General features: G+C 50.6%; 22 protein-coding genes. 17 read left to right on the forward strand and 5 right to left on the reverse strand.

Annotated features, from left to right (window positions below):
- The first annotated feature begins 41 nt into the window (after nucleotides 1-41).
- The gene (locus ICC18_RS02320; protein WP_188172757.1) at nucleotides 42-884 is read left to right on the forward strand and encodes an SDR family oxidoreductase; all 843 of its coding nucleotides are present in this window, start codon (nucleotides 42-44) and stop codon (nucleotides 882-884) included.
- 118 nt (nucleotides 885-1,002) lie between these two features.
- On the opposite strand, the gene ICC18_RS02325 is transcribed toward ICC18_RS02320, so the two are convergent.
- Nucleotides 1,003-2,016: a LacI family DNA-binding transcriptional regulator gene (locus tag ICC18_RS02325; protein ID WP_188172758.1), complete on the reverse strand. Its 1,014-nt coding sequence runs from the start codon at nucleotides 2,014-2,016 to the stop codon at nucleotides 1,003-1,005.
- 163 nt (nucleotides 2,017-2,179) lie between these two features.
- Here ICC18_RS02325 and fucU point away from each other — a divergent pair, with 163 nt between their 5' ends.
- The 4 genes from fucU (at nucleotide 2,180) to ICC18_RS02345 (ending at nucleotide 6,661) form a co-directional block, all read left to right on the forward strand.
- Nucleotides 2,180-2,605 (forward strand): L-fucose mutarotase, encoded by a 426-nt coding sequence (fucU, locus tag ICC18_RS02330; RefSeq protein ID WP_188172759.1) that lies wholly within the window; start codon nucleotides 2,180-2,182, stop codon nucleotides 2,603-2,605.
- Nucleotides 2,606-2,674: 69 nt separating this feature from the next.
- Nucleotides 2,675-4,465, forward strand: coding sequence for an L-fucose isomerase (locus tag ICC18_RS02335; RefSeq protein WP_188172760.1), 1,791 nt, complete (start codon nucleotides 2,675-2,677; stop codon nucleotides 4,463-4,465).
- 30 nt (nucleotides 4,466-4,495) lie between these two features.
- Nucleotides 4,496-5,995 (forward strand): rhamnulokinase, encoded by a 1,500-nt coding sequence (locus tag ICC18_RS02340; RefSeq protein ID WP_312029469.1) that lies wholly within the window; start codon nucleotides 4,496-4,498, stop codon nucleotides 5,993-5,995.
- Nucleotides 5,996-6,001: 6 nt separating this feature from the next.
- Nucleotides 6,002-6,661, forward strand: coding sequence for a class II aldolase/adducin family protein (locus ICC18_RS02345; RefSeq protein WP_188172761.1), 660 nt, complete (start codon nucleotides 6,002-6,004; stop codon nucleotides 6,659-6,661).
- Between the two features lie 539 nt (nucleotides 6,662-7,200).
- Here the strand turns inward: ICC18_RS02345 and ICC18_RS02350 are convergent.
- Nucleotides 7,201-8,394: a chromate transporter gene (locus ICC18_RS02350; RefSeq protein WP_188172762.1), complete on the reverse strand. Its 1,194-nt coding sequence runs from the start codon at nucleotides 8,392-8,394 to the stop codon at nucleotides 7,201-7,203.
- Between the two features lie 190 nt (nucleotides 8,395-8,584).
- On the opposite strand from ICC18_RS02350, the gene ICC18_RS02355 reads away from it, so the two are divergent.
- From ICC18_RS02355 to ICC18_RS02365, 3 genes are all read left to right on the forward strand, one after another.
- Nucleotides 8,585-9,589 carry an LLM class flavin-dependent oxidoreductase gene (locus tag ICC18_RS02355; RefSeq protein WP_188172763.1) on the forward strand — a complete coding sequence of 335 codons (1,005 nt, stop codon included), beginning with the start codon at nucleotides 8,585-8,587 and terminating at the stop codon, nucleotides 9,587-9,589.
- Nucleotides 9,590-9,774: 185 nt separating this feature from the next.
- Nucleotides 9,775-10,191, forward strand: a complete 417-nt coding sequence (locus tag ICC18_RS02360) for a hypothetical protein (protein WP_188172764.1) — start codon at nucleotides 9,775-9,777, stop codon at nucleotides 10,189-10,191.
- Between the two features lie 36 nt (nucleotides 10,192-10,227).
- Nucleotides 10,228-10,728 (forward strand): metal-dependent hydrolase, encoded by a 501-nt coding sequence (locus tag ICC18_RS02365; RefSeq protein WP_188172765.1) that lies wholly within the window; start codon nucleotides 10,228-10,230, stop codon nucleotides 10,726-10,728.
- Nucleotides 10,729-10,759: 31 nt separating this feature from the next.
- On the opposite strand, the gene ICC18_RS02370 is transcribed toward ICC18_RS02365, so the two are convergent.
- Nucleotides 10,760-11,710, reverse strand: coding sequence for a CapA family protein (locus ICC18_RS02370; RefSeq protein WP_376745596.1), 951 nt, complete (start codon nucleotides 11,708-11,710; stop codon nucleotides 10,760-10,762).
- 170 nt (nucleotides 11,711-11,880) lie between these two features.
- Here ICC18_RS02370 and ICC18_RS02375 point away from each other — a divergent pair, with 170 nt between their 5' ends.
- Both ICC18_RS02375 and ICC18_RS02380 read left to right on the forward strand, forming a co-directional pair.
- Nucleotides 11,881-12,645, forward strand: coding sequence for a YheC/YheD family protein (locus ICC18_RS02375; RefSeq protein ID WP_188172767.1), 765 nt, complete (start codon nucleotides 11,881-11,883; stop codon nucleotides 12,643-12,645).
- Nucleotides 12,646-12,773: 128 nt separating this feature from the next.
- Nucleotides 12,774-13,466 (forward strand): metal-dependent hydrolase, encoded by a 693-nt coding sequence (locus ICC18_RS02380; RefSeq protein WP_188172768.1) that lies wholly within the window; start codon nucleotides 12,774-12,776, stop codon nucleotides 13,464-13,466.
- 7 nt (nucleotides 13,467-13,473) lie between these two features.
- Here the strand turns inward: ICC18_RS02380 and ICC18_RS02385 are convergent, their stop codons facing one another.
- Complete coding sequence (locus ICC18_RS02385) at nucleotides 13,474-14,304, reverse strand: sugar phosphate isomerase/epimerase family protein (protein WP_188172769.1); 831 nt, start codon at nucleotides 14,302-14,304, stop codon at nucleotides 13,474-13,476.
- A 127-nt stretch (nucleotides 14,305-14,431) separates the two neighbouring features.
- On the opposite strand from ICC18_RS02385, the gene bluB reads away from it, so the two are divergent.
- On the forward strand, nucleotides 14,432-15,076 hold the full coding sequence (bluB, locus tag ICC18_RS02390) for a 5,6-dimethylbenzimidazole synthase (RefSeq protein WP_188172770.1): 645 nt from the start codon (nucleotides 14,432-14,434) through the stop codon (nucleotides 15,074-15,076).
- Entirely contained in the window at nucleotides 15,073-15,663 is a 591-nt protein-coding gene (locus ICC18_RS02395) for a P-loop nucleotide/nucleoside kinase family protein (protein WP_188172771.1), read from the forward strand. The genes bluB and ICC18_RS02395 overlap by 4 nt, the downstream gene beginning before the upstream one ends.
- Here ICC18_RS02395 and bioB read toward each other — a convergent pair.
- Nucleotides 15,649-16,632 (reverse strand): biotin synthase BioB, encoded by a 984-nt coding sequence (gene bioB, locus ICC18_RS02400; protein WP_376745606.1) that lies wholly within the window; start codon nucleotides 16,630-16,632, stop codon nucleotides 15,649-15,651. The two genes, ICC18_RS02395 and bioB, sit on opposite strands and share 15 nt — an antisense overlap.
- A gap of 255 nt (nucleotides 16,633-16,887) precedes the next feature.
- Here bioB and ICC18_RS02405 point away from each other — a divergent pair, with 255 nt between their 5' ends.
- The 5 genes from ICC18_RS02405 to ICC18_RS02425 are packed head-to-tail and all read left to right on the forward strand — an operon-like array spanning nucleotide 16,888 to nucleotide 24,531.
- Nucleotides 16,888-18,396 (forward strand): acyl-CoA synthetase, encoded by a 1,509-nt coding sequence (locus ICC18_RS02405; protein ID WP_312029470.1) that lies wholly within the window; start codon nucleotides 16,888-16,890, stop codon nucleotides 18,394-18,396.
- 33 nt (nucleotides 18,397-18,429) lie between these two features.
- The gene (locus ICC18_RS02410) at nucleotides 18,430-21,690 is read left to right on the forward strand and encodes an AfsR/SARP family transcriptional regulator (protein WP_188172774.1); all 3,261 of its coding nucleotides are present in this window, start codon (nucleotides 18,430-18,432) and stop codon (nucleotides 21,688-21,690) included.
- 59 nt (nucleotides 21,691-21,749) lie between these two features.
- Nucleotides 21,750-23,030, forward strand: coding sequence for a substrate-binding domain-containing protein (locus tag ICC18_RS02415; protein WP_223192259.1), 1,281 nt, complete (start codon nucleotides 21,750-21,752; stop codon nucleotides 23,028-23,030).
- A 45-nt stretch (nucleotides 23,031-23,075) separates the two neighbouring features.
- Entirely contained in the window at nucleotides 23,076-23,840 is a 765-nt protein-coding gene (locus ICC18_RS02420; protein WP_188172775.1) for an ABC transporter ATP-binding protein, read from the forward strand.
- Nucleotides 23,827-24,531 carry an ABC transporter ATP-binding protein gene (locus tag ICC18_RS02425; RefSeq protein ID WP_188172776.1) on the forward strand — a complete coding sequence of 235 codons (705 nt, stop codon included), beginning with the start codon at nucleotides 23,827-23,829 and terminating at the stop codon, nucleotides 24,529-24,531. The genes ICC18_RS02420 and ICC18_RS02425 overlap by 14 nt, the downstream gene beginning before the upstream one ends.
- The last annotated feature ends 15 nt before the right edge of the window (nucleotides 24,532-24,546 follow it).

Genomic DNA, 24,546 nt, shown 5'->3' on the forward strand with positions numbered 1-24,546 from the left:
TGGATGCAGGTACACAATGTAAAAGGGGGAATCGGGCATCAATGGGTTTCACTCAACCAGTCGCCTTGGTTACAGGCGCTTCTAGTGGATTTGGCTTACTAACTTCTGTTGCATTGGCGAAAAAGGGGTATCGGGTAGTCGCTACGATGCGTGATTTGAGCAAAGGCGAGAGCTTATTAGAAATAGCCGAAACGGCGGGAGTTCATACAGCAATTGAGATTATGCAGGTCGATGTAACGATTCATGATACGATTGAACAAGCCGTTGCGAATATGATCCGCGACTATGGGAGAATCGACGTATTAATAAATAACGCGGGCTTTGCAATCGGCGGTTATGTGGAAGATGTGCCGATGGAAGCGTGGAGAGCGCAGCTCGAGACGAACGTGTTCGGCGTCATCGCAGTTGCTAGGGCAGTGCTTCCGCACATGCGCCTGCAAGGATCAGGCTGCATCGTGAATATCAGCAGCGTAAGCGGTTTATCTGCCTATCCAGGCTACGCACCCTATAGCACATCCAAGTTCGCCATCGAAGGCTTCAGCGAATCGCTTCGTCTGGAAATGAAGCCCTACGGCGTCCGGATCGTCCTCGTAGAGCCAGGGGCTTATCGGACGGAGATTTGGCGCAAAGGATTTGACGCCATCCACACGTCCGCATCGTCCCCATACTGGAGCAAGCTCAGCAAAATGCTCCAATACTCCAAGCAAGCAGCCGAATCGGCTCCCGATCCGCAGGAGGTTGCCGATAAGATTGCGGCTATCGTCAGCACAGCCAATCCGAAGCTTCGCTACCAGTTGGGGCGCGGCGTGAAGATGGGCCTGTGGGGGCGGGCTTTGCTGCCTTGGAAGTGGTATGAGGCGATTTTGCTGCGATTGTTGAGATGAGTATTGATATCAGGCAATTATTTCTTCCATTTGTCCAGAGATGTCGTTTACGATTACTAAATGCAAAACTGCTCTAAAGTCGGATGGGAGACGCTTTCGACTTTGGAGCAGTTTTGCATTAAGCCCTTACTAATGCTTGCGATGAAGCGCGGATCAGCAGCTCGGACGGAAGAATCAGCTTGCGATTCTCCCGGGCGGGTTCGCTCTCGATGCGCTCGATCAGCAGCTGCATGCCAAGCGAACCGAACTGGTAAGCCGGTTGAGCGGCCACGGTGAGGAATGGGTTGATGGCTTCCGCATGGACGAAGTCGTCGAAGCAGACGACGGAGATATCTTGCGGAACTTGAAGTCCTCTCTGGCGCAGAGACTTAATGACGCCAACAGCCAGCATATTATTGGCTGCAAAAATGGCGGTTGGCGGCGAAGGATGCTGCAACAACGCCTCGAGAGCAGACTCGTCGTGAAAATCACGATAGTTGACGTGAATAATGAGCGAGTCATCGATCGGCAGACCGTTGAGCGTATGCGCTTCGCGATAGCCCAAATGCCGCAGGCGCGCGGTTGAAACGTCCTGCGAGCCGTTAATCAGCGCTATGCGGCGGTGCCCGATGCCGATCAGGTGCTCGACTAGCTTTCGCGCGCCTTCCTTGCTGTCCCCGAGTACAACATCCGCTTCGATGCCCGGAACTTCGCGGTCGAGCACGACGAAGGGGATGTTGTGCTTTTGCAGCTGCTGCAGGTGCTCCAGCGAATGGTCCCCCGTCGGTGCGAATAAGACGCCGTCCACGCGAGTCGATAAAATCATATCGACGTAATCTTTTTCCTTCGCATAATCCTCATCGCTATTGCCAAAAAGCAGCCTGAACCCCGAGCGCTTGGCAGCATCCTCGGCACCGCGCGCTATCGTTGTATAAAACGGATTCGTTATATCCGTAATGAGCAAAGACAAAATGTGCGTCTTTTGCAAAACAAGACTGCGAGCCATCGAGTTCGGGATGTAATGGAGTTCCTCCATTACTTTGCGGACTCGTTTGCGAGTCGCCTCGCTAATCCGTCCTGTGTTATTGATAACTCTCGAGACCGTCATGGCAGAGACGCCGGCTTTTTCAGCAATATCATAGATTGTAATCACGTGCAGTCACCTTTTCGTTCATTCTATTCGTCTATTGTATAGAAATTAAGGATTGACAGCAAGGCAGGAAATTGTTAATTTTGAGTTATCGGTAACACAATTAATTCATCGTATAGTCGTATGAAGAACGAAATCCTAAGAAAATTCAATGGAGGTTATGAATATGCTAAAAGGAATTCCATCCATTCTTTCACCTGAACTTTTGAAGGTACTGATGGAGATGGGGCATGGCGACGAAATCGTCATCGCTGACGGTAATTTTCCTGCGGTCAGCCATACGAATCGATTGCTGCGCAGTGACGGTCACGGCGTCCCCGAGTTGTTGGAAGCGCTTTTAACTTTGTTCCCGCTTGATACCTACAGCGAGCAGCCGGTTGCTCTCATGGACGTCGTCCCGGGAGATACCGTGGAAACGCCAATCTGGAGGACTTATGAGCAGATCATTGGCAAACACATAACCCCAGCGATCGAGCATGTGGAGCGTTTTGCTTTTTATGAACGTGCTAAGAAAGCATATGCGATTGTAGCAACAAGCGAAAAGGCGCTGTACGCCAACATTATTTTGAAGAAGGGCGTCATCAGCGAATAAGCCAATTCGCCCCATATGCGAACTTTGGATTATCGATAACTCTATCAAAACTCTAAGGAGGAATTAAACATGGCAAACAGCGACAACAGATGGAAACAAGGCTTCCCAAAAATCGGGATCAGACCGACAATCGACGGCAGAAGAAAAGGCGTGCGCGAATCGCTCGAAGATCAAACGATGAACATGGCTAAAGCAGTCGCATCACTGCTCAGCGAAACGCTGAAATATCCGAACGGCGAGCCTGTCGAATGCATCATCGCGGATACTTGCATCGGCGGCGTTGCTGAAGCCTCAGCGGCTGCTGAGAAATTCGCGAAAGCCGGCGTTGGCGTCTCCATCACGGTGACTCCTTGCTGGTGTTACGGCACGGAAACGATGGATATGGATCCCTCGACGCCGAAAGCGATTTGGGGCTTCAATGGTACCGAGCGCCCGGGAGCCGTCTATTTGGCAGCAGTGCTTTCCGGCCATGCGCAGAAGGGCATTCCCGCATTTGGCATTTACGGCAAAGACGTGCAGGATGCAGGCACGACGGATATTCCGCAGGACGTTCAGGAAAAGCTGCTCCGTTTTGCCAAGGCAGGACTTGCCGCAGCCTACATGAAGGGCAAATCTTACCTGTCCATCGGCTCCGTCTCCATGGGAATCGCAGGATCCATCGTGAATGAGGAGCTGTTCCAGAACTACCTCGGCATGCGCAACGAGTATGTCGATATGACGGAGCTGGTGCGACGCATCGATGAGGAGATTTTCGACCCGGAAGAATATCGTATCGCTCTAAACTGGGTTAAAGAAAACTGCAAGGAGGGCCCTGACAAAAACCCTCCGGAAATCCAAACGTCGCGCGAGAAAAAAGACCAAGACTGGGAAAAGGTCGTCAAAATGACCTTGATCGTCCGCGATCTCATGGTTGGCAACCTACGTCTTGCCGATCTTGATTACGGTGAAGAAGCACTCGGTCATAATGCGATTCTATCCGGCTTCCAGGGGCAGCGCCATTGGACGGATCATTTCCCGAACGGAGATTTCCTGGAAGCGATCCTCAATACGTCATTCGACTGGAACGGCAAGCGCGCGCCATATTTGGTCGCAACCGAGAATGACAGCTTGAATGGCGTGGTGATGCTCTTCGGTAATTTGCTCACGAATACGGCGCAAATTTTTGCGGACGTGAGAACGTACTGGAGTCCGGATGCGGTGAAGCGGGTTACGGGACATACGCTCACCGGAGCGGCGAAGGATGGCATTCTTCATTTGATCAACTCCGGTCCTGCGGCGCTGGATGGTACGGGTGAACAGACACGCGATGGTAAACCGGTGATGAAGCCTTTCTGGGAAATTACGGACGAAGAAGTGACTAAATGCTTGGAAGCGACGTCCTGGCGTCCGGCGGCTGTGGAATATTTCCGGGGCGGCGGCTATTCCACGGACTTCCTGACCAAAGGCGGCATGCCGGTCACGATGTCCCGCATCAACTTAGTGAAAGGCTTGGGGCCAGTGCTGCAGCTTGCGGAAGGCTATTCGGTCGACCTGCCGGAGGACGTTCACAACACACTCGACCTTCGCACGGATTCGACATGGCCGACGACGTGGTTTGCTCCTATTTTGACAGGTGAAGGATCGTTTACGGATGTGTACTCGGTGATGGACAACTGGGGATCGAATCATGGCTCGATCAGCTATGGTCACATTGGGGCCGATTTGATTACGCTCGCTGCGATTTTGAGAATTCCGGTTTCGATGCATAACGTTGCGAAGGAACATATTTTCCGTCCGCGCGTGTGGAGCAATTTCGGTACTTCAGACCCTGAAGGCGCAGATTTCAGAGCTTGCAGCAGTTTCGGTCCTTTATATAAGTAAAGGGATTTGCACGTTAGTGAGGTGATTGCAGTGGGAACGAACCCTTTGCATATGTTAGCGGTAGATTTTGGAGCAAGCAGCGGAAGAACGATTCTTGGGCGCTGGGACGGCGCGAGGCTTACGGTGGAGGATATTCATCGTTTTGCCAATGATCCGGTCCGGCTCGGCGACAGCCTCCATTGGGACTTTCTCCGCCTGTTTCATGAGCTGAAAAAAGGGATTCATGCTTACAAACAGCATGCTTCAGGCAGCCCGGCATCGATTGCGGTAGACACATGGGGCGTGGATTACGGCTTTGTGAACGGAAAAGGGAAGCTGATCGGCAATCCGTACCACTATCGGGATGCGCGCAACACAGTTGCGATGGAAGAACTGCTGGCTTCGCTGCCGGATGCGGAATTGTATGCCCGCACTGGGATTCAGCCCTTATCATTTAATACGATTTTTCAGCTTTATGCGGAAGCAAAAGCACAAACTCAATCCTTGGACGGCGATACGCGGATGCTGTTCATGCCGGACTTATTTCGTTATTACTTATCCGGTGTTCGTTCTACGGAATACACGATCGCCAGCACCTCAGGGCTTCTCGATCCGACAGCAAGAGATTGGGACCGGGATCTGCTGGGCCGGATTTCGGTACCGTCCACGCTTTTTACGGACATCGTCATGCCGGGCACCGCTGAGGGCGTGCTCCGAAAAGAAATCGCCGAAGAACTGCAAGTTAGCGTTATTCCGATCGTCGCAACGGCTTCTCATGATACGGCATCCGCTGTTGTTTCCATCCCCTCGCTTCAAGGTGACTATGCCTACATTTCTTGTGGGACCTGGTCCTTGATGGGCGTTGAGCTGGATCAGCCGATCCTGAATGAAGATGCCCGCCGCTGGGGCTTTACGAATGAAGGGGGAGCGGAACGTAAAATCCGCATGCTCAAAAACATCATGGGCCTGTGGCTTCTCCAGGAATGCAAGCGGCAGTGGGAGCTGGAAGGCGAGACGCTTTCTTACGCCGAAATGCAGGAAATGGCGAAGCGGGAGAAGGGGCTGCTTTACTATGTAGATCCAGAGGACCCCGTCTTTCTTGCGCCGGGCCATATGCCGGATCGGATTCGCCGTTACTGTGCACATACCGGTCAAACGGTGCCGCAAACGAAAGCGGAGCTGATCCGCTGTGTGGTCGATAGCCTCGCTATGAAATTTAAGCAATCGCTCGATGAGATTGAGCTGCTGCTCGGCAAAAAGCTGGCCTCCATCCATATCGTCGGCGGCGGCATTCAAAATCGCCTGCTGTGCCAACTGACGGCTAATGCAACGGGCAGACCCGTGATCGCAGGTCCCGTCGAGGCGACGGCCATCGGCAATGTGATGATGCAGGCCAAAGCGCACGGCGAGGTGGGCACGCTCGAGCAAATCCGCCAGGTCGTCATGGATTCCTTCCCGCCGGACCGGTATGAGCCCGAGGATAGCGCGGAGTGGCAGGAGGCTTTTCACACCTATAAGCAAGTTATTACTAAGAAATCAGTAAGGAGTTGATATGAGATGTCGGAGCAGAAAACGAGAGAAGAACTAACGAAATATGCGCGTAAAAGCGTGGCAAAAGGACTCGTTGTCGGTCCCGGAGGGAACATCAGCGCCCGATTCGAGGACATCATGTACCTGTCCCCAAGCGGCTTTGCGCTGGAAGATATTGAGCCTGAGCAATGGGTGCCTATTCACATTCCCTCGGGTGACATTTTGGATAAGTCGTACCGTCCGTCATCTGAAGTGCTCATGCATTTGTTCTGCTATCGCGTGAACCCGAACATGCAGGCCATCGTGCATACGCACCCGGCGTACTGCATTGCATTAACGCTTGTAGACGATGAACTGCCGATGCTGTTCCCGGATCAAGCGGCGCTTGTCGGCGATGTGGCCTTCGTGCCTTACGTCGTACCGACGACGGATAAACTGGCGAATCTCGTTGCCGAAAAGGCTGACCGGTACAGCTCGATTTTGCTTAAAAATCACGGCCTCGTCACGACCGGCAAAAACTTGCGCGAAGCTTACTACCGCACGGAAGTGATGGAGGAAAGCGCCAAAATCTACATGATCGCCAAGTCCGTAGGACAGCCTAGACGACTGACGGAGGAAGAGTACAAAGAAATTCAAGGGCTCGAAAGCGAAGCATATCGCGTGAATTTGCTGCAACAAATGAAATAAGGTACAAATAAGCCCGCCATCGTTGGCGGGCTATTCAACGTTTTGGGCTCTGCAGCCGCTATCCCCCTGGCTCAGAGGAGAGTGGAAGTATTTGTTCTGGGCACTATCCCCCTGGCTCAGGTCCGGTGCATTTGTTCTAGGCATTTTCCCCCTGGCTCAGAGGAGATGCGGAGCCTTTGTTCTAGGCACTATCCCAATGGCTCAGAGGAGAAAGTATTTGATCTAGGCATTATCCCCATGGATCAGATCAGGTACGATAGCATTTGTTGTATGTATTATCCCCACGGCTCAGCTGCAGGGTAAAATACAAGGTTTATGGGCCGAATCTATATTTACGGATATCTTGAAACTGATGTGCTCTCACCTAAATTTTCATTTGTTATGGTTGTTTCTGAGTTAAGGGGATATTGCTGTTATAGAAATAAAAAAGAGATAGCGAGCTGAGGATATTGCCAAAATACGGTAATAATCCATAAGTTGGTAACGACTTGCGATTCAAAGCGCTAAAAGAGCTAAAAGAGTTAAAAAAGCTAAAAGAGCTAAAAGAGCACCGCTAAGAGCGAACCGCCAACAGCAGTGAGGACGACAACGACCCATGGAGGCAGTTTCCAGAGCATGAGCAAGGCAAATGCTGCCAGGGTAAGACTGAAATCATATGCGTTATGGATGGCGCTTGTCCAAACCGGATTAAACAATGCTGCAAGCAGAATGCCGACGACCGCTGCATTAATGCCTTGCAATGCCGCCTGGAAATTCGGGCGTCGACGGATCGCTCCCCATAGAGGAAGTGTTCCGACAACGAGCAAATAGGATGGCAAGAACATGGCTAGAAGTGCGATAAGTGCGCCTAGCCATCCGTTCATGATCGCTCCTATATAAGCGGAAAGTGTAAATAAGGGGCCGGGAACGGCTTGCGCGGCGCCATATCCGGCCAAGAACTGTGAGTTTGTAATCCATCCTGTCGGAACGACTTCCGCTTCAAGCATCGGCAGGACGACATGACCTCCGCCAAAGACAAGCGAGCCGACGCGATAGAAGCTATCGAACATTGCAAGCCACTGCGAAGGGTACAACTGCCTGAGGAGCGGCAGTCCGAGCAACAATATCGTGAAAAGCATCCATGATATCACGGCAATTCGTTTGCTAAGGAAAGGAACACCTTCAGAAGCCTTGGGTATCTCAGCTTTTGGCAGGAATAGTCGGCCGAATATACCCGCTGCAGCAATCAGAATCAGCTGGCTATATGCTGTAGGCCATATCAATGTGATGATTGCCGTCAGAACGGCGATTGTACCTCGGGTGCGATCAGGCGCAAGCGTTCGAGCCATTCCCCAAACCGCCTGGGCAACGACTGCGACGGAAACAATCATAAGACCATGCAGCCAACCTGATTGCGCGAGATCGTAACTGCGAACAAGCATGGCGAAGACCACGAGCGCAAGAGCCGATGGCAGCGTAAATCCCGCCCAAGAGGCGATTCCCCCGAGCAGTCCTGCTCGCAGAATACCAATGGACATGCCGACTTGACTGCTTGCCGGTCCGGGCAGGAACTGACAGAGCGCTACGAGATCGGCATAGCTTTTTTCATCAAGCCATTGTCTGCGTTTAACGTATTCTTCCCGAAAATAACCAATGTGAGCGACCGGTCCGCCAAATGAGGTCAGTCCAAGTTTTAAGGATACGCCAAGAACCTCCCATATCGTACCTTTCTTCGTTTCTGATTGTTTATCCATCCGTCGTTCTCCCTTGTTTTTATCTCCGATTATGATACCACATCGAAGTCCCAGGCCAACTATTTTCTTTTATTAAATTTTAATTGTTGACAGAATCATGGATGGGTAAAATGGCAGTCGGAAGAGATTCCGGTTGTATTTTTGCCATTCTGTGCTTAAATGTGTTACAGTTAAAAAAGAGGTGATAAAGATGATTAAATTGGGCATTTTGGACCAATCACAAATAGGAGAAGGTCGCACAGCGGCGGAGACGCTCGCTGAGACGACACAATTAGCTCAGGAAGCAGATAAGCTGGGTTATACGCGCTACTGGGTATCGGAGCACCACGCCTCACAGGCGCTGGCGCACTCCAGCCCTGAGGTGCTGATCGCTCACTTGGCTGCGAAAACGACGCGCATCCGATTAGGCTCAGGCGGCATCATGCTGCCTCATTACAGCGCGTACAAAGTGGCGGAAAATTTCCGCCTGCTGGAGGCGCTGCACCCGGGTCGCATCGATATAGGACTCGGCCGCGCGCCTGGCGGCATGCCGATCTCAACCCGCGCGCTGCAGGAGGGCAAATATACAGGTGTGGACCAATATCCGCAGCAGGTCGCGGATTTGACTGGATACCTGTATGATGCCCTGCCTGCTGACCATCGTTTCGCCTCATTGCACGCAGCGCCGATCATTCCGACCGCGCCCGAGGTATGGCTGCTCGGCTCGTCCTATGAGAGCGCCCGCATTGCTGCTCAGCAGGGTGCTGCCTTCGGCTTTGCGCAATTTTTCGGCAACGCCGATTGCACGGAGGCGCTGCGCATCTACCGCGAGCACTTCCAACCATCGCGGCTGAACGAGCAAGCTTGCTCCTTGGCTGCAGTGCTCGTCATCTGCGCCGAAACCTCAGAAGAAGCGAACTTGCTCGCGACGAGTACGGATCTGTTCTTCCTCTCACTGATGCGCGGCATGCTGCTCCCTTCTTTCCCATCGGTGGAAACGGCGATGAACTATCCGTACACTGAGATGGATTACGCGATGATCCGCGATGGCCGTCATAAGCGCATCGTGGGCACCCCGCAGCAGGTGAAGGAGGAGATTTTGAAGCTGAACGAGGCTTACCGCGCTGACGAAATCATGATCGTTTCACCCATTCATAATGTTGAAGCGCGAATTCGCTCCTACCGACTGGTAGCGGAGGCTTTTGAACTACAATAAACCGGTTCGCGCAAGCGGCCGCCCCCGAAGATCTGTAAAGATTGTTGGGGCGGCCTTCTTTTATGCCTATAACATGTGGATCTAAGTTGTTTTTACTATTGAAAAATAACATAATGAACATGAAGGGCTTGAAACATTCGATGCTTGAGTAAACATGACAATTAACATCTGGGGAGAATGGATTAATGAAGTTTAGAGCAGTATCAGATGAAACGAAAATCAATTATTTGCTTTGGAGTGTCAGGAAAGAAATTTTCAGAGAAAATAAGTATCTAAACACACTTGAATATGATCCTGCACCGTTTCTAGATATCGTTAAGCGCCATATAGATAACTGGGACCCCATTCAGCTATTAGAAATGGATTGTCCGGCAGATGAATATGATGGTGAGACCCGGACAGTTACCGTTTATATCACTAAGCATCTTAAGGATATTGACGCAATTTCGCTTAGCAAAACCATAAACAGGGTATTCGGGGATTCGTTTAATCTTGAATTTAATAAAGAAAATGAGTCCATCGAAATTGCGACAAACATAATAAATTCTTTACGATCAAGTAATTTAACGCCCCATTTTCCAACCTCCATCCGAATACTATAAAGTTATCATACATCACGAATAAGTAGGGGATTCAACATGCTTCAGAAAACACACAGCGTCGCCGGACTCGTCTCCGCCGAGCTCGTTCTGGTCTATCAAAATGTAAGCTTTTTATCGTGGGAGGCTGCGGGAGCGCTATTGCTGGGCTGTCTCGCAGGCACTCTGGCTGACGTAGACAAACCGGGGTCTACCATGGCGAAGGTACTATTTCCTTTATCCGCACTGCTTCGGGTACTTCAAGTACGTCACCGGACAGTGACACATTCGATCCTGCTGCTCATCCTATTAATGCTAGTTTCATCGCCGATACCGGCTTTGTTTTATTGGGTGTTTATCATCTCATACGCTTCTCACCCGCTTATCGATTTGTTTAACGACAAAGGGGTACAGCTCTTCTGGCCGATCAAGCCAAAAGTTCGATTGCTCCCTAAATGGATGGCGGTCACGACCGGTTCCGTCGTTGAAACCGGCATTCGTTTCGTGCTGCTGATCATAAGTCTGGGTATACCGCTCCTGTATACCTTTCACCTGATATGAACGAAAAAGGAGCAGCCCCAATGCTGCTCTTTTAGTCATTCTTCCGGCCCCCATGTCCTGCCACAACTCTATAAACATTCCTTTTACCGCGTACCATCTGAACCCTAGTTGCAATACGGCCAACTTTCGTTACATCTGTTTCCCCGCGATCATTTTTCGTTAAAGTCAATGCCAAAATCATGCCTTGAGTCGTTTTCGGATTTCTATTCAACTGTGTTGAGACAAAGTTTCCCAGTGAGGAAGCGGCGACTCGGTTTCTAACGTTCCCGTGGATGTCTTTCACTTTTATCATAATTACCGGGTGCAGTACATGGGGGTGTGCGCCTAAGATCACATTCACGCCTTGTTTAAATAATAAGTACATCAATTGTTTTTCATTTTTGTTAGGATAAATCCGATATTCCTGACCGAAATGCAGGCATACGATGACGAAGTCCGTTTTATTTTTCAATTCGCGGATATCCGCTATCATTTTCTTCGGGTTGATACGGCCCACTAACCATGGTTTAGGTACGGGTATAGAATTCGTCCCAGATGTATAAGACAATATTCCGATATTCACTCCCTTCACCCGTACAATCAATTTTCTTTTGGATTCCTGGACGGAACGAAAAGTTCCCGTATGTTTGAGACCATATCGATCGAGGACATTTAATGTTCGTGTTAAACCTGCTTCGCCACCGTCCATGCAATGATTGTTGGCTGTGGTCAGAACATGGAAACCGGCATTCTTAAGCGTCGAAGCCCATTCGTCAGGACAGTTGAATATAGGAAAACCCGTTTTCGGATTCCGGCGCTCTCTCGGGCAGTTGCATTTCAGACGTCTTTGGGCAACTCCCAGTTGCCTTTTTCCTGAGAATGTCGTCTCCAGATTGCCGATGACAAGATCGTGTTTTTGTAGGTAAGGTTTTACTTTTTCCAAAATAGGATCAAACTTATATCCACCGGGTTGTTTAACTGAAGCAATAATTTCGCTTTTCATCAACAAATCGCCGACTGCGGCTATTGTTATCCGGATCAAGGCAGTCACTCCTTTCATGACTACACATTATTCGTCAAAAGGTATTCTTGTTTGCATGATAGGCAAACCCCTATTACCTGTTCCCAAGAAGCCGAATATGATATTGGAATTCTTGTGTGAGGAGATTGATCATGAAACAAGTTCATTTAGCTATTGCTTCCAAGCCGAATAAACCTGCAAAAGGCATCAAATGGGACCAGCATCGTGAATTAATGCAGAATCCCCATATTAAAGAGCACCTTCCCGCAACCAAAAAACTAAATAAACAATCTTTATCTGCAATGTTGTCCCAATTTAAAACGGTTTATTTAAAGCCGAATCAAGGTGCTTTTGGCGTAGGCGTCATGCAGGTTCGAATGCTCGGCCCGGAGAAACAACAGTCTTACCGTGTTCATTTGGGGACTGTTCAAAAAAAATTCCGTTCCATGAATGAGGTATACGCCTTTGTTTTGTTAAAGAAAGTGAACAACGATTATTTGGTTCAGCAGGGTATAGACTTGCTCAAGTGGAAGAAACGTCCGTTTGATCTTCGATTGATGATGACGAAACAAAGTGATAACACTTGGCAAAATAAAGGATTTGTCGGCCGCGCGGCTGCTTCTGACAAAATCGTAACGAATATCCGAAGCGGCGGAACCGCACAATCCATCGAGGAACTATTAGGTCCGTATACCAATCCATCCAGTCAAAAAAAGGCTATCTTTAAGTTAAACAGGCTTGGCAGTCGGATATGCAAACAGCTTGAAAAAAATTATCCTGGCATTCGACTTTTCGGAATCGATATGGGTATGGATAAAAACTTAAAGCCTTGGGTTATTGAAGTGAACACAAGACCGGAGAAAATATGTTGGAAATGCTTGAGGAAGCTGTACAAGAAAAATAGCCCGAACAAATGAGCATGAACGCCCACAGCGAAAACTGTGGGTTTTAATCTGGTATAGTGGCGCAGTTTGACCAGACGATTAAAATGTTAGATGATGGAAACAAAGCTAAAATCAATAATTTGTCTTGGAGGAGATCATTCGTGGAAATTATTTATCATGGACACTCGTGTTTGCAAATCGTGGTTGGGGGCAAGTCGCTCGTCATTGATCCTTTCTTGCGCGGCAACCAACTGGCAGTGATAAATCCTGAGGATATTAAAACAGACTACATACTTCTAACGCATGCCCATATGGACCATATAAATGATGCGGAGCCGATTGCCAAAGCGAATGATGCCCCTGTAGTGGCCAATCCCGAGCTATCGGCGTACATGTCGTGGAAAGGTGTCAAAACGTTGGAAATGAACATCGGCGGCACGATCGATCTTGGTTTCGCCAAAGCGAAAATGGTTCAAGCGTTCCATAGCTCGGGTATTGTGATCGCCGAAGAGAAGCGTATTCTCTACGGTGGAATGCCAGCCGGATATATCATTCAATCAGAAGGATTAACGATTCTGCATGCCGGAGACACCGCGCTGTTCGGAGATATGAAGATGATTGGCGAGCGGTATCAAATCGATGTCGCGTTTATCCCGATTGGCGATCACTATACGATGGGGCCTGAAGATGCGCTGCAAGCCGCCGAATGGTATCAGGCTAAGCTGGTCATTCCGGTGCATTACAACAGTTTTCCTGTCATTCAGCAGGATGCAGCGGCATTCGTTCAGAAGCTGGAAGAGCGAGGCTTGAACGGCGAGTTGCTTGCTCCAGGAGAAAGTATAGAGATCGCATGATCTCTTGTTAAGCCAAATAAGGCGTAATAAGCGAGCGTACGCGCTGTATGCCCTCCCACATATCACCGGGTCCGTCGTAGACGACGGTGATTGGCCCTTCGTAGCCCGTGCGCTTCACAATTTGCATACAGCGCTCAAACTCAGCAGCATCGGGTATTCCTTCTTCATCCGTCTGTGATTTAGCGTGTATCGATTCGCTGTGTGGGATTGTTTGGGCTAGCATATCGTATTTCTCCGGCCCTTTGAAATTCCCGAAGTCGGAGGTTAGTCCCAGACTTTCTCCGCAAGCGTCGAGCAGTGCAAGGCAGTTGTCCGATACGGAGGTAAGCGCATGAAAGTTTTCCGTGACGACCCTGACTCCTCGAGCGGCGGCATATTCGCACAATTCGACCAATGCTGTTGCCGATCGTTTCAAACCTCCTTGATCTTTAGGATCTGCGTCTCCGGCGATAATTCGCACCCGTTCAGCGCCTGCTGCCGCAGCGATTTGAATCCAGTGACGAATCCAGTCGATATCCGAGCTTCTGCGTATTTCATCGGCGGTTGAGATATCTCCATATTCAAGCAGCAGCGTATAGAAGCGGATGCCCGCTTCTTTGAAAGCGCTTCGAAGCGACAGCAGGTAGGTTTCTCCGGTATCGGGAAAATGAAAATGACAGATTTCCGCCGCAGCGAATCCTTTTTGCATCAGCACAGCAGGTAACTCGAGTAAGGATAAGGTTTCAGGTTGCTCTTGCGCGTCTGTATAAGTAATTTTGCTATGATCGTCCCACCGGGTCCAACGTAATGGGCCTAGATTTCGATGCAAACTCCATGAGGTTAAAGATAAATAAGGCATCGTATCACTCCTTTGCATGCTATGTCCAGTGTACCAAACGATTCTCGCGCAGGGCCATACTCGATCTGCGATTTACATAACATATTTGGCTATAAGTGCTTCTTTAAATTTCCATGGAGGGATGTACATGTTCAGCGAACAAGATAAGGATGCTCTGTACAGGATCATTCATGCAAGAAGAGATATCAGAACCTTTTTGACGACCCCGATTCCGGAGGAAATCGTCAAGCATTTACTGGAAGCCGCACATCACGGTCCATCGGTGGGATATATGCAGCCCTGGAGTTTTATATTGGTGACGAAAGATACAATCAAGGAAAGGCTGGCCTGGGCGGCGGACAAAGAAAGACGAGCACTCGCCATTCATTACGAGGATGATCGACAAGACCAATTTCTAGGGCTCAAGATCGAAGGAATCAAACAAGCGCCTTTAACGATTTGCGTCACGTGCGATCCGACTCGCGGGGGATCCCATGTACTCGGGCGGAATTCCATACCCGAAACGGATGTGCTGTCAACGGCGTGCGCGATTCAAAATATGTGGCTCGCCGCTTGTGCAGAAGGGTTAGCGCTTGGTTGGGTCAGCTTTTATAAAAAAGCGGATATTCGCAATATATTAGGCATTCCTCCGCATATCGATCCGGTCGCTTTGCTGTCTATTGGCTATACCGATCATTATCCTTCTAAGCCTATCTTAGAAACAGCGAACTGGGAAAAAAGAAGAAGCCTCGATGATCTGGTTTTTCACGAAACATGGGGAGGCAAGGTATGAGCAAGCTCGTTTTTTTCTTAGGCCCGGCCGGAGCAGGCAAGACTACGCTCGCCAAAGCCTTAGCGAGAAAGCACCGTGCGGCTTTTTTCGACATGGATACATTACTCAGACCGGCCGCGGAATCGATTATGACGCTCTCAGGGCATGATCCGAACGATAGGGATTCGGATGTATACAAAAAGCGCTGCCGCGATTTAGGGTACCGGATCACGATGGACGCTGCCATGGAGAACGTGGAGCTTGGCATCGATGCATTCGTCGTCGGTCCATTTACCAGGGAGACGGAGGACCCTTTATGGCTTGAGAAGGAACTGGCTCGAATTGGTGTTTCGAATGGCGATGTCGATGCCAAAGCTGTGTATGTCTTCCTCCCTGACGATGAAGCATACAAGCAGCGCATTCAATCGAGGGGCTCTGTCCTGGATATTTGGAAGCTGGACAACTGGAGCAGCTTTAGTCGGTCTTTGACTCGCCGGGAAATTAAATGGAATGTTCCGGAAGCATCCATCCTATATTTCGATAATTCGGGACCGCTTTCGGAAGAGAAGCTTACGCTTGTAGAGCGGTTTATTCTAAAGTGCACATAATTCGATTTCAAAGCCCAGATCTTCAATGATCCGATGATCGGCAGAGACATCTTGACCTTCCGTCGTCAAATAGTCGCCGACAAAGAGGGAATTCGCTGCGTACAAAGACAGAGGCTGCAGCGTGCGCAGATTGACCTCGCGCCCTCCTGCTACGCGGATCTCTTTAGATGGACAGATGAACCGGAATAAGGCCAATACTTTCAGCGCCTTCATGGCCGGTATACGTCCCGATTTTTCGAGCGGAGTTCCCGGAATTGCGTTCAAAAAATTGATCGGAATGGAATCGGCGTCAAGTTCCCGAAGCGCAAAAGCCATTTCGATAATTTCTTGATTTGTCTCGCCCATACCGATAATGACACCAGAGCAAGGGGACATGCCTTGCTTTTTTACTTTTTCCACCGTTTCAACCCGTTGGTCGTACGAATGCGTTGTCGTGATGGCAGGGTAGTTGGCTTTGCTTGTGTTCAAATTATGATTATACCGGTGTACGCCCGCTTCCGCTAACCGTTTGGCTTGGTCATCTTTTAGTATGCCAAGGCATGCGCAAATCTTCAGCGGCATCGTTTCGCGGATTTCTTTGACGGCTTCGACGACTTGATCCAGCTCCTGATTCGTCGGGCCTTTTCCTGCTGCAACGATGCAATACGTACCCGCTTTGCGGGCCATGGCCTCCCGAGCTCCGGCAAGCAGTGTTTCTTTATCCAGCATGGTATATTTCTCGATCGGCGATGTTGAAACGATGGATTGTGAGCAGTAGCCGCAATCCTCGGGACATAAGCCGCTTTTAGCGTTGATTATCATATTTAGTTTTACTTTCTTGCCGAAGTAATGGTTCCGCACCTTATAAGCGGCGTGCAAGAGCGGCAATACCTCATCGTTATCGGCTTCGAGAATAGCGAGCCCTTCTTCTAATGTTAAAAATTGTTCGTTGAGTGCTTTTTGGGAAAGGTACTGCCAATCTGTATAGATATTAGTTGAATTCAACAAATGATCACCATCCTCTAATGATATTGTTAACCTTAAATACAATTAATAAGTTGACAATTAATTCGTAGCAATTTTAGCAGACGAAGTCTTCCATGTAAAGGAGATTTTGTAATCCGGGAGTGATGTATACAATGATGTGTAACTGATTTGTAACCGTTCAGTTGTACAAATAAGTTATAGAAACTTGTCGTGTATAACAAAAAGAAACAGCCGTGGCGATACATGGAGGGAACAAGCGTGAATAGTTGGGAGACCGAATGGTTTGAGTGGAGAAGCCGCATGACACCGGACAAGACGGCTGTGGTTGATGGGTATTCAGGGTTGAGCTGGAGTTATCGCCAGCTGCAGGAGCGGACCGAGCATTTGGCTGCGGCTTTACGTCAATGGGGTATTTCCAAAGGTGATCGCGTTGCGCTGCTTGCGCCTAACGGTCTTTGTTATTTTGAACTGCTATTCGCTTGCGCCCGTATGGGGGCCGTTCTGGTTCCCCTGAATTGGCGGCTGTCCGGCGTGGAGCTTGGCTATATTTTAGACGATTGCGCCTATAGATTGCTTTTCTATCACGAAGAATTGGAGGCGCTTGCACAGTCGGTTGATCCCGGTCGGCGCATAAGCTTGCAGAGCGATTCATATGCTAACGCTGGTACAGAAGGATCGGTTGGGACTGGTGAGCAAACCGTCCAAGCGCCGGAAGCAAAAGATCCGCTGCTGATGATTTATACGGGCGGGACAACAGGGAAGCCGAAGGGTGTTGTTTTATCCCATCTATCGGTATATGCAAACGCCTCGAATACCGTCATAAGCTGGGGATTGACGGACCGGGACGTCACTGTCACCTATCTGCCGATGTTTCATACCGGCGGTATCAATGCACTTTCACTGCCCGTTTTGTTAGCCGGCGGTACGGTTGTTGTGGAGCGGGAGTTCAAGCCGGAACGTGCAGTCATGCTTCTGGAGCTGATGCAGTGCTCCGTCGTGCTGATGGTGCCTACGATGTATCATCTGCTCGTGCAAACACAGTCCTACCGTGAGGCTTCTTTTCGTCACATGCGTGCCTTTATTTCCGGCGGGGCGCCGTGTCCTCTGACCATATATGACGCTTTTGCCGCTAAAGGTTTGCCGTTCAAGGAAGGATATGGGATGACGGAAGCCGGGCCTAACAATTTCTATATTGATCCGGCTGATGCATTGCGAAAACGCGGATCGGTCGGACGACCGATGATCTGCAATCGAATCCGCATTATGCGTGAGAATGGCACACAGGCCGCTGCCGGCGAAGTGGGTGAAATCCAAATAAGCGGACAGCACCTGTTCGAAGCTTATTGGAATAACCCGAAAGCTACGGCTGAAGCATGCAGAGAAGGCTGGTTCTGTACGGGCGATCTGGGACGCTATGATGATGAAGGCTTCTACTACATCGTCGGCCGCAAGAAAGAGATGATCATTACCGGCGGCGAAAACGTGTACCCACTTGAGGTGGAGCATCTCTTGCAGCAACATCCGGCTGTGGCGGAGGCAGCTGTGATCGGGCTGCCCCATGCCAAATGGGGCGAGCTGGTCACCGCCGTCATCGCATTGCGGGATGGCAGTCATGCTACTAGCGAAGAGCTACAAGCTTACTGCGCCTCCCGGATCGGCAAATATAAGGTGCCGAAAAAAATCCTGTTTGTCGAGACGCTGCCAAAGACGCCAGTCGGGAAGATCGATAAGAACGGCCTCGTATCCGCGTTCAGCGGCCTATGGTAAAATAAGTGAAAAAGCGCTTTCAAGGAGAAGAACATGAGATCAGCCAAGTCGATCTTGGTTACCAAGATTACGCCGCCTCAGCTGAAAAAGAATACGCTGCAGCGGCAATCCCTGAACAAAAGGCTTAAGCAGGTATTCGAATACCCGCTTACGATTGTGCAAAGCGGACCGGGTTATGGAAAAAGCACCGCTTTGTCCTCTTTTTTCCGCATGGAGCGGATTGCGGTGTGCTGGTACAGTTGCGGAGAGCGCGAGGACGATCTGGTTCCTTTTTATCAATATTTGGTTCATGCGATACGGACTCAGTATCCCGGGTTTGGCGAGCAATTAATGGTGTCCCTCTTGGAGGGAGCCTACGGTTCGGATGAACAGGATCTGTATGTGCTCAGCGATACGCTCATGAATGAATTGACGCAGCTCAGCGACGAGGTCATCGTGGTCATCGATGATTTCCATCTCGTAGAGCATTGCGATCCCGTGAGCAAAAGCTTGGAGTATATGGTTCGTCATCTTCCTCCACAGGTTCATCTCGTCATTTCAGGGAGAACGAAACCTCGTTGGGATTCGCTCACTTCCATGAAGGTCAAAGCCGAGCTGCTCGAACTGGGCGAGTCGGATCTCGCGTTCACAGCAGAGGAAATTGACGTCTTATTCGCCGATTATTATGAGCTTCCGCTTGGTGAAGCGGATGTTAAGGAGATTTTCCGCAAGACGGAAGGTTGGGTCATGGCCGTCCAAATGATTTGGCAGCAGCTGACAACCGGCCGGAAACTGGCGCAAATTCTCGATCACGACGGCAGGTCGATGGATGATTTATTCCGTTATCTGGCCATGGAAGTGTTCAGCAAACAGACCGAAGAGATTCGTGAGGCACTGCTCATGACCTGCATTTTCGATGATTTCCATACATCGCTGTGCGATAAGCTTTACGGTTGGAACGATTCCCACATGATGTTGGATCGCATATGCGGCTTGCGTTTGTTTTTGTTCCAGACCGGAGAGCAGCAATACCGTTATCATGCGATGTTTCGCGAGTTTCTGGTGCAGCGCTTGAAAAGCGAAGACAATCGCTTCCGTTCCCTGCATAAACTCGCAGCGCAATATTTTATGGATCATCAGCAGCCGGAGGCGGCGCTGTATCATTATCGAACCATTAGCGACCAGCAGGGGATAGCTGCGGTTTTGCACGATTACGGGAAGACGCTCGTGAAAACCGGCCGCCTAGGTAAGCTGCTGGAGCTAACCCGTACTCTGCCGGAACCGCTGCTGGACCGCTATCCGTGGTTATGGGTTTATCAGGGGGAGGCGTACCGCTACCGCTGTTTATACGATAAAGCCCAAGCATGTTACAAGCAGGCCAAGGAAATAGCCGGATATCGGATGGATGAGACCGGAGATGGTTTGATCAGAGCCGCTGCGCTGGAAGGGCAAGCACGCGTGTATCTGGATACCATTCAACCAAGGAAAGCGGATGCTTTGCTCAAAGAATCACTGAACCTAATTGAAAGCCTCGAAGACTCATCTCGAAGTACTCATGACAGACTGCGTCTCTACAGCTTGCTCGCGGAAAATCTGGTCAACTCCGGACGGGCCGTCGAAGCCCGGAAGTGGGTCTCCCGCTGCCGGGAGCTGGATCCTGTTTTCAAGGACGATGTGCTGGAGATCCGCATGAATCTGCGGAGCGGCAAACTGGCAAAGGCGCTGCGTTTGCTAGAAAAATTGAAGCTGGAGGAAACCGTGAAGGGCGGCATCGTGCTCTCCCGCTCGCACCGCGAATTGAACATTTTAGCCTCACTGATGGAGTCGATGCTCGGCAACCCCGAGAAAGCAAAAGCCGCCGCACAAGAAGGCATGCTGCAAGGGATTCGCACCGAATCCCCGTTCGCCGAAGCGTGCGGCTGGATGCGCATGGGGCATGCCGCACAGCTAATGCCAAGCGTGCAGTTCGATGTGGTGCTGAACTGCTACCGCACCGCGCAGGAGATGATGGAAGGCCTCGAAGTGTCGCGAGGCAAAGCCGAACCGCTGATGGGCCTTTGTCTGCTTCACGGTCGGGCCGGCACCTTCGAGTCGGCGCTGCAATACGGCAGACTGGCACTGCTGGAAACCGAGCAGGTCAACGATAGCTGGCTCTCCGCATGGATCCGGCTCAGCATCGCGGTCGCCTACATCTATCATGGCAAGCTTTCCGAATCTGATGATTTAATGGCCGAGGCGGAGCTTCTTTTTGGTGATTGCGGGGATAGTTACGGACTAACGGTTGCGCTGCTATGGCGTACTTGGATCGCCTATCATAGCGGGCGCGAGCGGGAATTCCATGAACATTTAGAGCGATTTCTTTCTCAAATGCAAAGCGGCGATTATGAATACCTGGTTCAAAAGCGGACGCTTTTCGGTCCAAAAGATATTCAGCAGCTCGTCCCTATGTTGATTGCGGCGCAAAACTGTCAGGCCGTCAGCCACTACGCATCGTTTCTTCTGTCCGGATTAGGCCTGGAACAGGCAGCTTATCATCCCGGTTATACGCTTCGCGTTCAAACGCTGGGCGAATTTAAGGTTTTTCTTGGCGACAAGGAACTCACCGACAAAGACTGGCAGCGCGGGAAGGCGAAGGAGCTTTTTCAACTATTGGTCGTGAAAAGGAAGCAGTTGGTGCCGAAAGAAGAGATCATGGCGCTGCTCTACCCTGAATTGGATGAAAAGGCGGGCGTGCGGGATTTCAAAGTTGCCTTGAATGCGCTGCATTCCGCTCTTGAACCCGGCAGACAGGCGCGCTCGAATCCGTTTTTCGTACAGCGGCACGGCACTTCGTACGGCTTGAATTTGGCGCCCGGACTTATTCTGGACGTTGTCGAATTCGAGGCGCATGCCAAAAACGGCTTAGAAGAATCCGATAGAGAACGCGCTGCGGCGCTGCTTGATAAAGGATTGCAGCTCTATCACGGAGACTATATGCCGGATCGACGCTATGACGACTGGTGCATCGAAGAGCGGGAGCGCATCCAGGTCTTATATCTCCGATCATTGGAACGGATGGCCCAGCTGTGTGTCGAATCCGGACAGTTCGACCGGGCCATTCACTGGTGCGAGCGAATCGTACAAACGGATGCGTGCTGGGAAGAAGCGTACCGTTTGCTGATGTACTGCCATTACAAGCAAAACAACCGCAATCAGGCGTTGAAATGGTATTACCGCTGTTGCAAGGAGCTGGATCGTGAGCTCGGTGTAGCTCCGATGGAGCGAACGAGGCAGATGTACGACACCGTCATGCAGACGCATGTAACTGATTTGTAACCTCGCATGGATACAATGAAAATACGAAAGATCCATTATCCATTGAGGGGGCTTTAACCATGTTTGCCAGAAAATTAGCACGCTTAGGCGCCTTATCGATGCTAGGGGCTGCGGTTGCTTTGACAGGCTGCAGCCAAGGCGGCGGCGGAAATGCAAGTTCAACGACCCGGGCGAGCACGGCGCCTGCCACAACTGTAAGCGCTTCAACAACACCGGCAGCCAGCTCCAATAAAACGCCGCTCAAGATCGGATTGCTCGCTTCCAAAACGGGTGCGCTGGAAAGCTACGGCAAACAAACCGAGCGAGGTTTTCAGCTTGGCATCGAATATGCGACCAAAGGCTCGAAAGAAATTGCGGGCCGCCCTATCGAGATCATCGTAGAAGATACGGAAACGAAGCCGGATGTAGCCGTACAGAAAGCAACGAAGCTGCTGGAAAAGGATAAAGTAGATTTACTGGTCGGCTCCTCAAGCTCGGGCGATACGCTCGCCGTTCTTCCCCTCGCCGAAGAGTATAAAAAGGTGATGATCGTCGAGCCTGCGGTCGCCGACAGCATCACAGGCGCGAACTGGAACAAGTACATTTTCCGTACGGCGCGCAATTCCTCGCAGGATGCGGTCGCCGGCGCCGCTGCCATCGCCAAAAAAGACGTCAAAATCGCCACGTTTGCACCTGACAGCTCATTTGGTCGCGATGGCATCGCCGCCTTCAAAACAGCGGCATTGAAGCTCGGCGCGACCATTGTTGCCGAGCAGTACGCGGATCCGAAGGCGACCGATTATACCGCCAATATCCAGAAGGTCGTCAGCGCGAAGCCGGATTACTTGTTCGTCGTCTGGGCGGGAGCGAACTCGCCTTGGAAGCAGTTCCAGGATATGAAGGTGCAGCAGCAAGGCATCAAAATCTCAACCGGCGCTCCGGATATTCCTGCGCTCAAAACGATGAACGACCTGATCGGGATGGAAGGTTTCTCGGTCTATTATCACACGCTGCCGCAAAACGACATCAACAAATGGCTCGTGGATGAGCATAAGAAGCGTTTCAACAACGAGGTTCCTGACCTGTTTACGCCAGGCGGCATGTCGGCCGCACTCGCTGCGGTCGAATCGCTCAAGAAAACGAACGGGGACTCTTCGGCCGACAAGCTCATTCCGGCGATGGAAGGAATGTCCTTCGATACGCCGAAGGGCAAGATGACGTTCCGAAAGGAAGATCATCAAGCGCTGCAGCCGCTCTACGCCGTTAGACTGGAGAAAAAAGACGGCTTCGACTATCCGGTGCCCGTGCTCATTCGCGAGATGACGGCTGACGAAACGACGCCGCCGATCCAAAACAAATAATGAGCAAACCGATTCATATATTTCATGTGCAGGAAGGAGCGACCCATGGTACCGATTCTGGAAACGAAGGGACTTACGATTACGTTCGGCGGGCACACGGCTGTGAGCGACGTCCATTTTCAAATGCCGCCCCATCATTTTAAATCGATCATTGGTCCCAATGGTGCCGGCAAAACGACCTTTTTCAACCTGTTAAGCGGTCAGTTAAAGCCATCTGCGGGCACGATTCACTATAAGGGCAAGGATATTACCCGTTTATCCCCGACTGAGCGGGCAAGGCTCGGTATCGGGCGTTCTTTTCAGCTGACGAACGTATTTCCGAATTTGACCGTATTGGAGAACGTGAGACTCGCCGTGCAGGCACAGGCAGGCATCCGCTACAACATGTTCTCGCATTTTCGCAAGTTCAACCGCCTGGAAGAACGCGCATACGAGTTGCTGCAAACCGTACTCCTGAACGGCAAAGCGGAAGCGCTAGCCAAAAATCTCGCCCACGGGGAGAAAAGGAAGCTGGAAATCGCCATGCTTCTGGCGCTACAATCCGAAGTGCTGCTGTTAGACGAGCCGACGGCAGGCATGTCGCTGGAGGAAGTGCCTGCGATTCTCGAGGTCATTCACAAAATCAAGCAGCAGGGTAACAAAACGATCATTCTTATTGAACATAAGATGGACATGGTGCTCGATTTGTCGGACTCCATCATGGTGTTATTCAACGGCAAGTTTCTGGCTGACGGTCCGGTAGCGGACATTATGCAGAGCGAAATTGTGCAGTCTGCCTACTTGGGAGGGCTTTACGATGACGCTTCTTAGTGTGCAAAACATTCATTCTTACATCGAGCAGTATCATATTTTGCAGGGCATCTCTTTTGACGTGAACGAAGGCGAAATTACGGTTCTTTTCGGCAGGAACGGAGCCGGTAAAACAACCACACTGCGCTCGATTATGGGCATGGTACCGATCCGCAGCGGAGCGATTCACTACCAAGGAGATTCGATCAGCAGCTTGCCGACCTACGCGATATCGCGCAAAGGCATTGGCTACGTGCCTGAAGATCAAGGTATTTTCGGCGATCTGACCGTTGAAGAAAATATGAAAGTAGCCATGCAGAAGCGTGACGATGCTTCCATGGAGCGTCAGGAATGGATTTTGAGCCTATTTCCCGATCTGCGAACGTTTTGGCACAAAAAAGCAGGCTTTCTCAGCGGCGGTCAGAAGCAAATGCTTTCCATCGCAAGAGCTTATGTCAATGACATAAGGCTGCTTTTGATCGACGAGCCGAGCAAGGGGCTTGCACCGATTATGGTCGAGAAACTCATGCAGTCGATTCTGATGATGAAAAAGAAAACGACGGTAGTCCTCGTGGAGCAGAATTATATAATGGCGAGCTCGATCGGCGAACGTTTCTATATCGTCGAGGAGGGACGCATCGTGCGCGGGGGCGCCATGCCTGAAATGAAAGGCGATGCAGAGCTTAGGCGCAAATATTTGGGCATCGCTTGATGTGTCGGAAAGGAG

The organism is Paenibacillus sedimenti, assembly GCF_014534655.1.
GTDB lineage: Bacteria > Bacillota > Bacilli > Paenibacillales > NBRC-103111 > Paenibacillus_E > Paenibacillus_E sedimenti.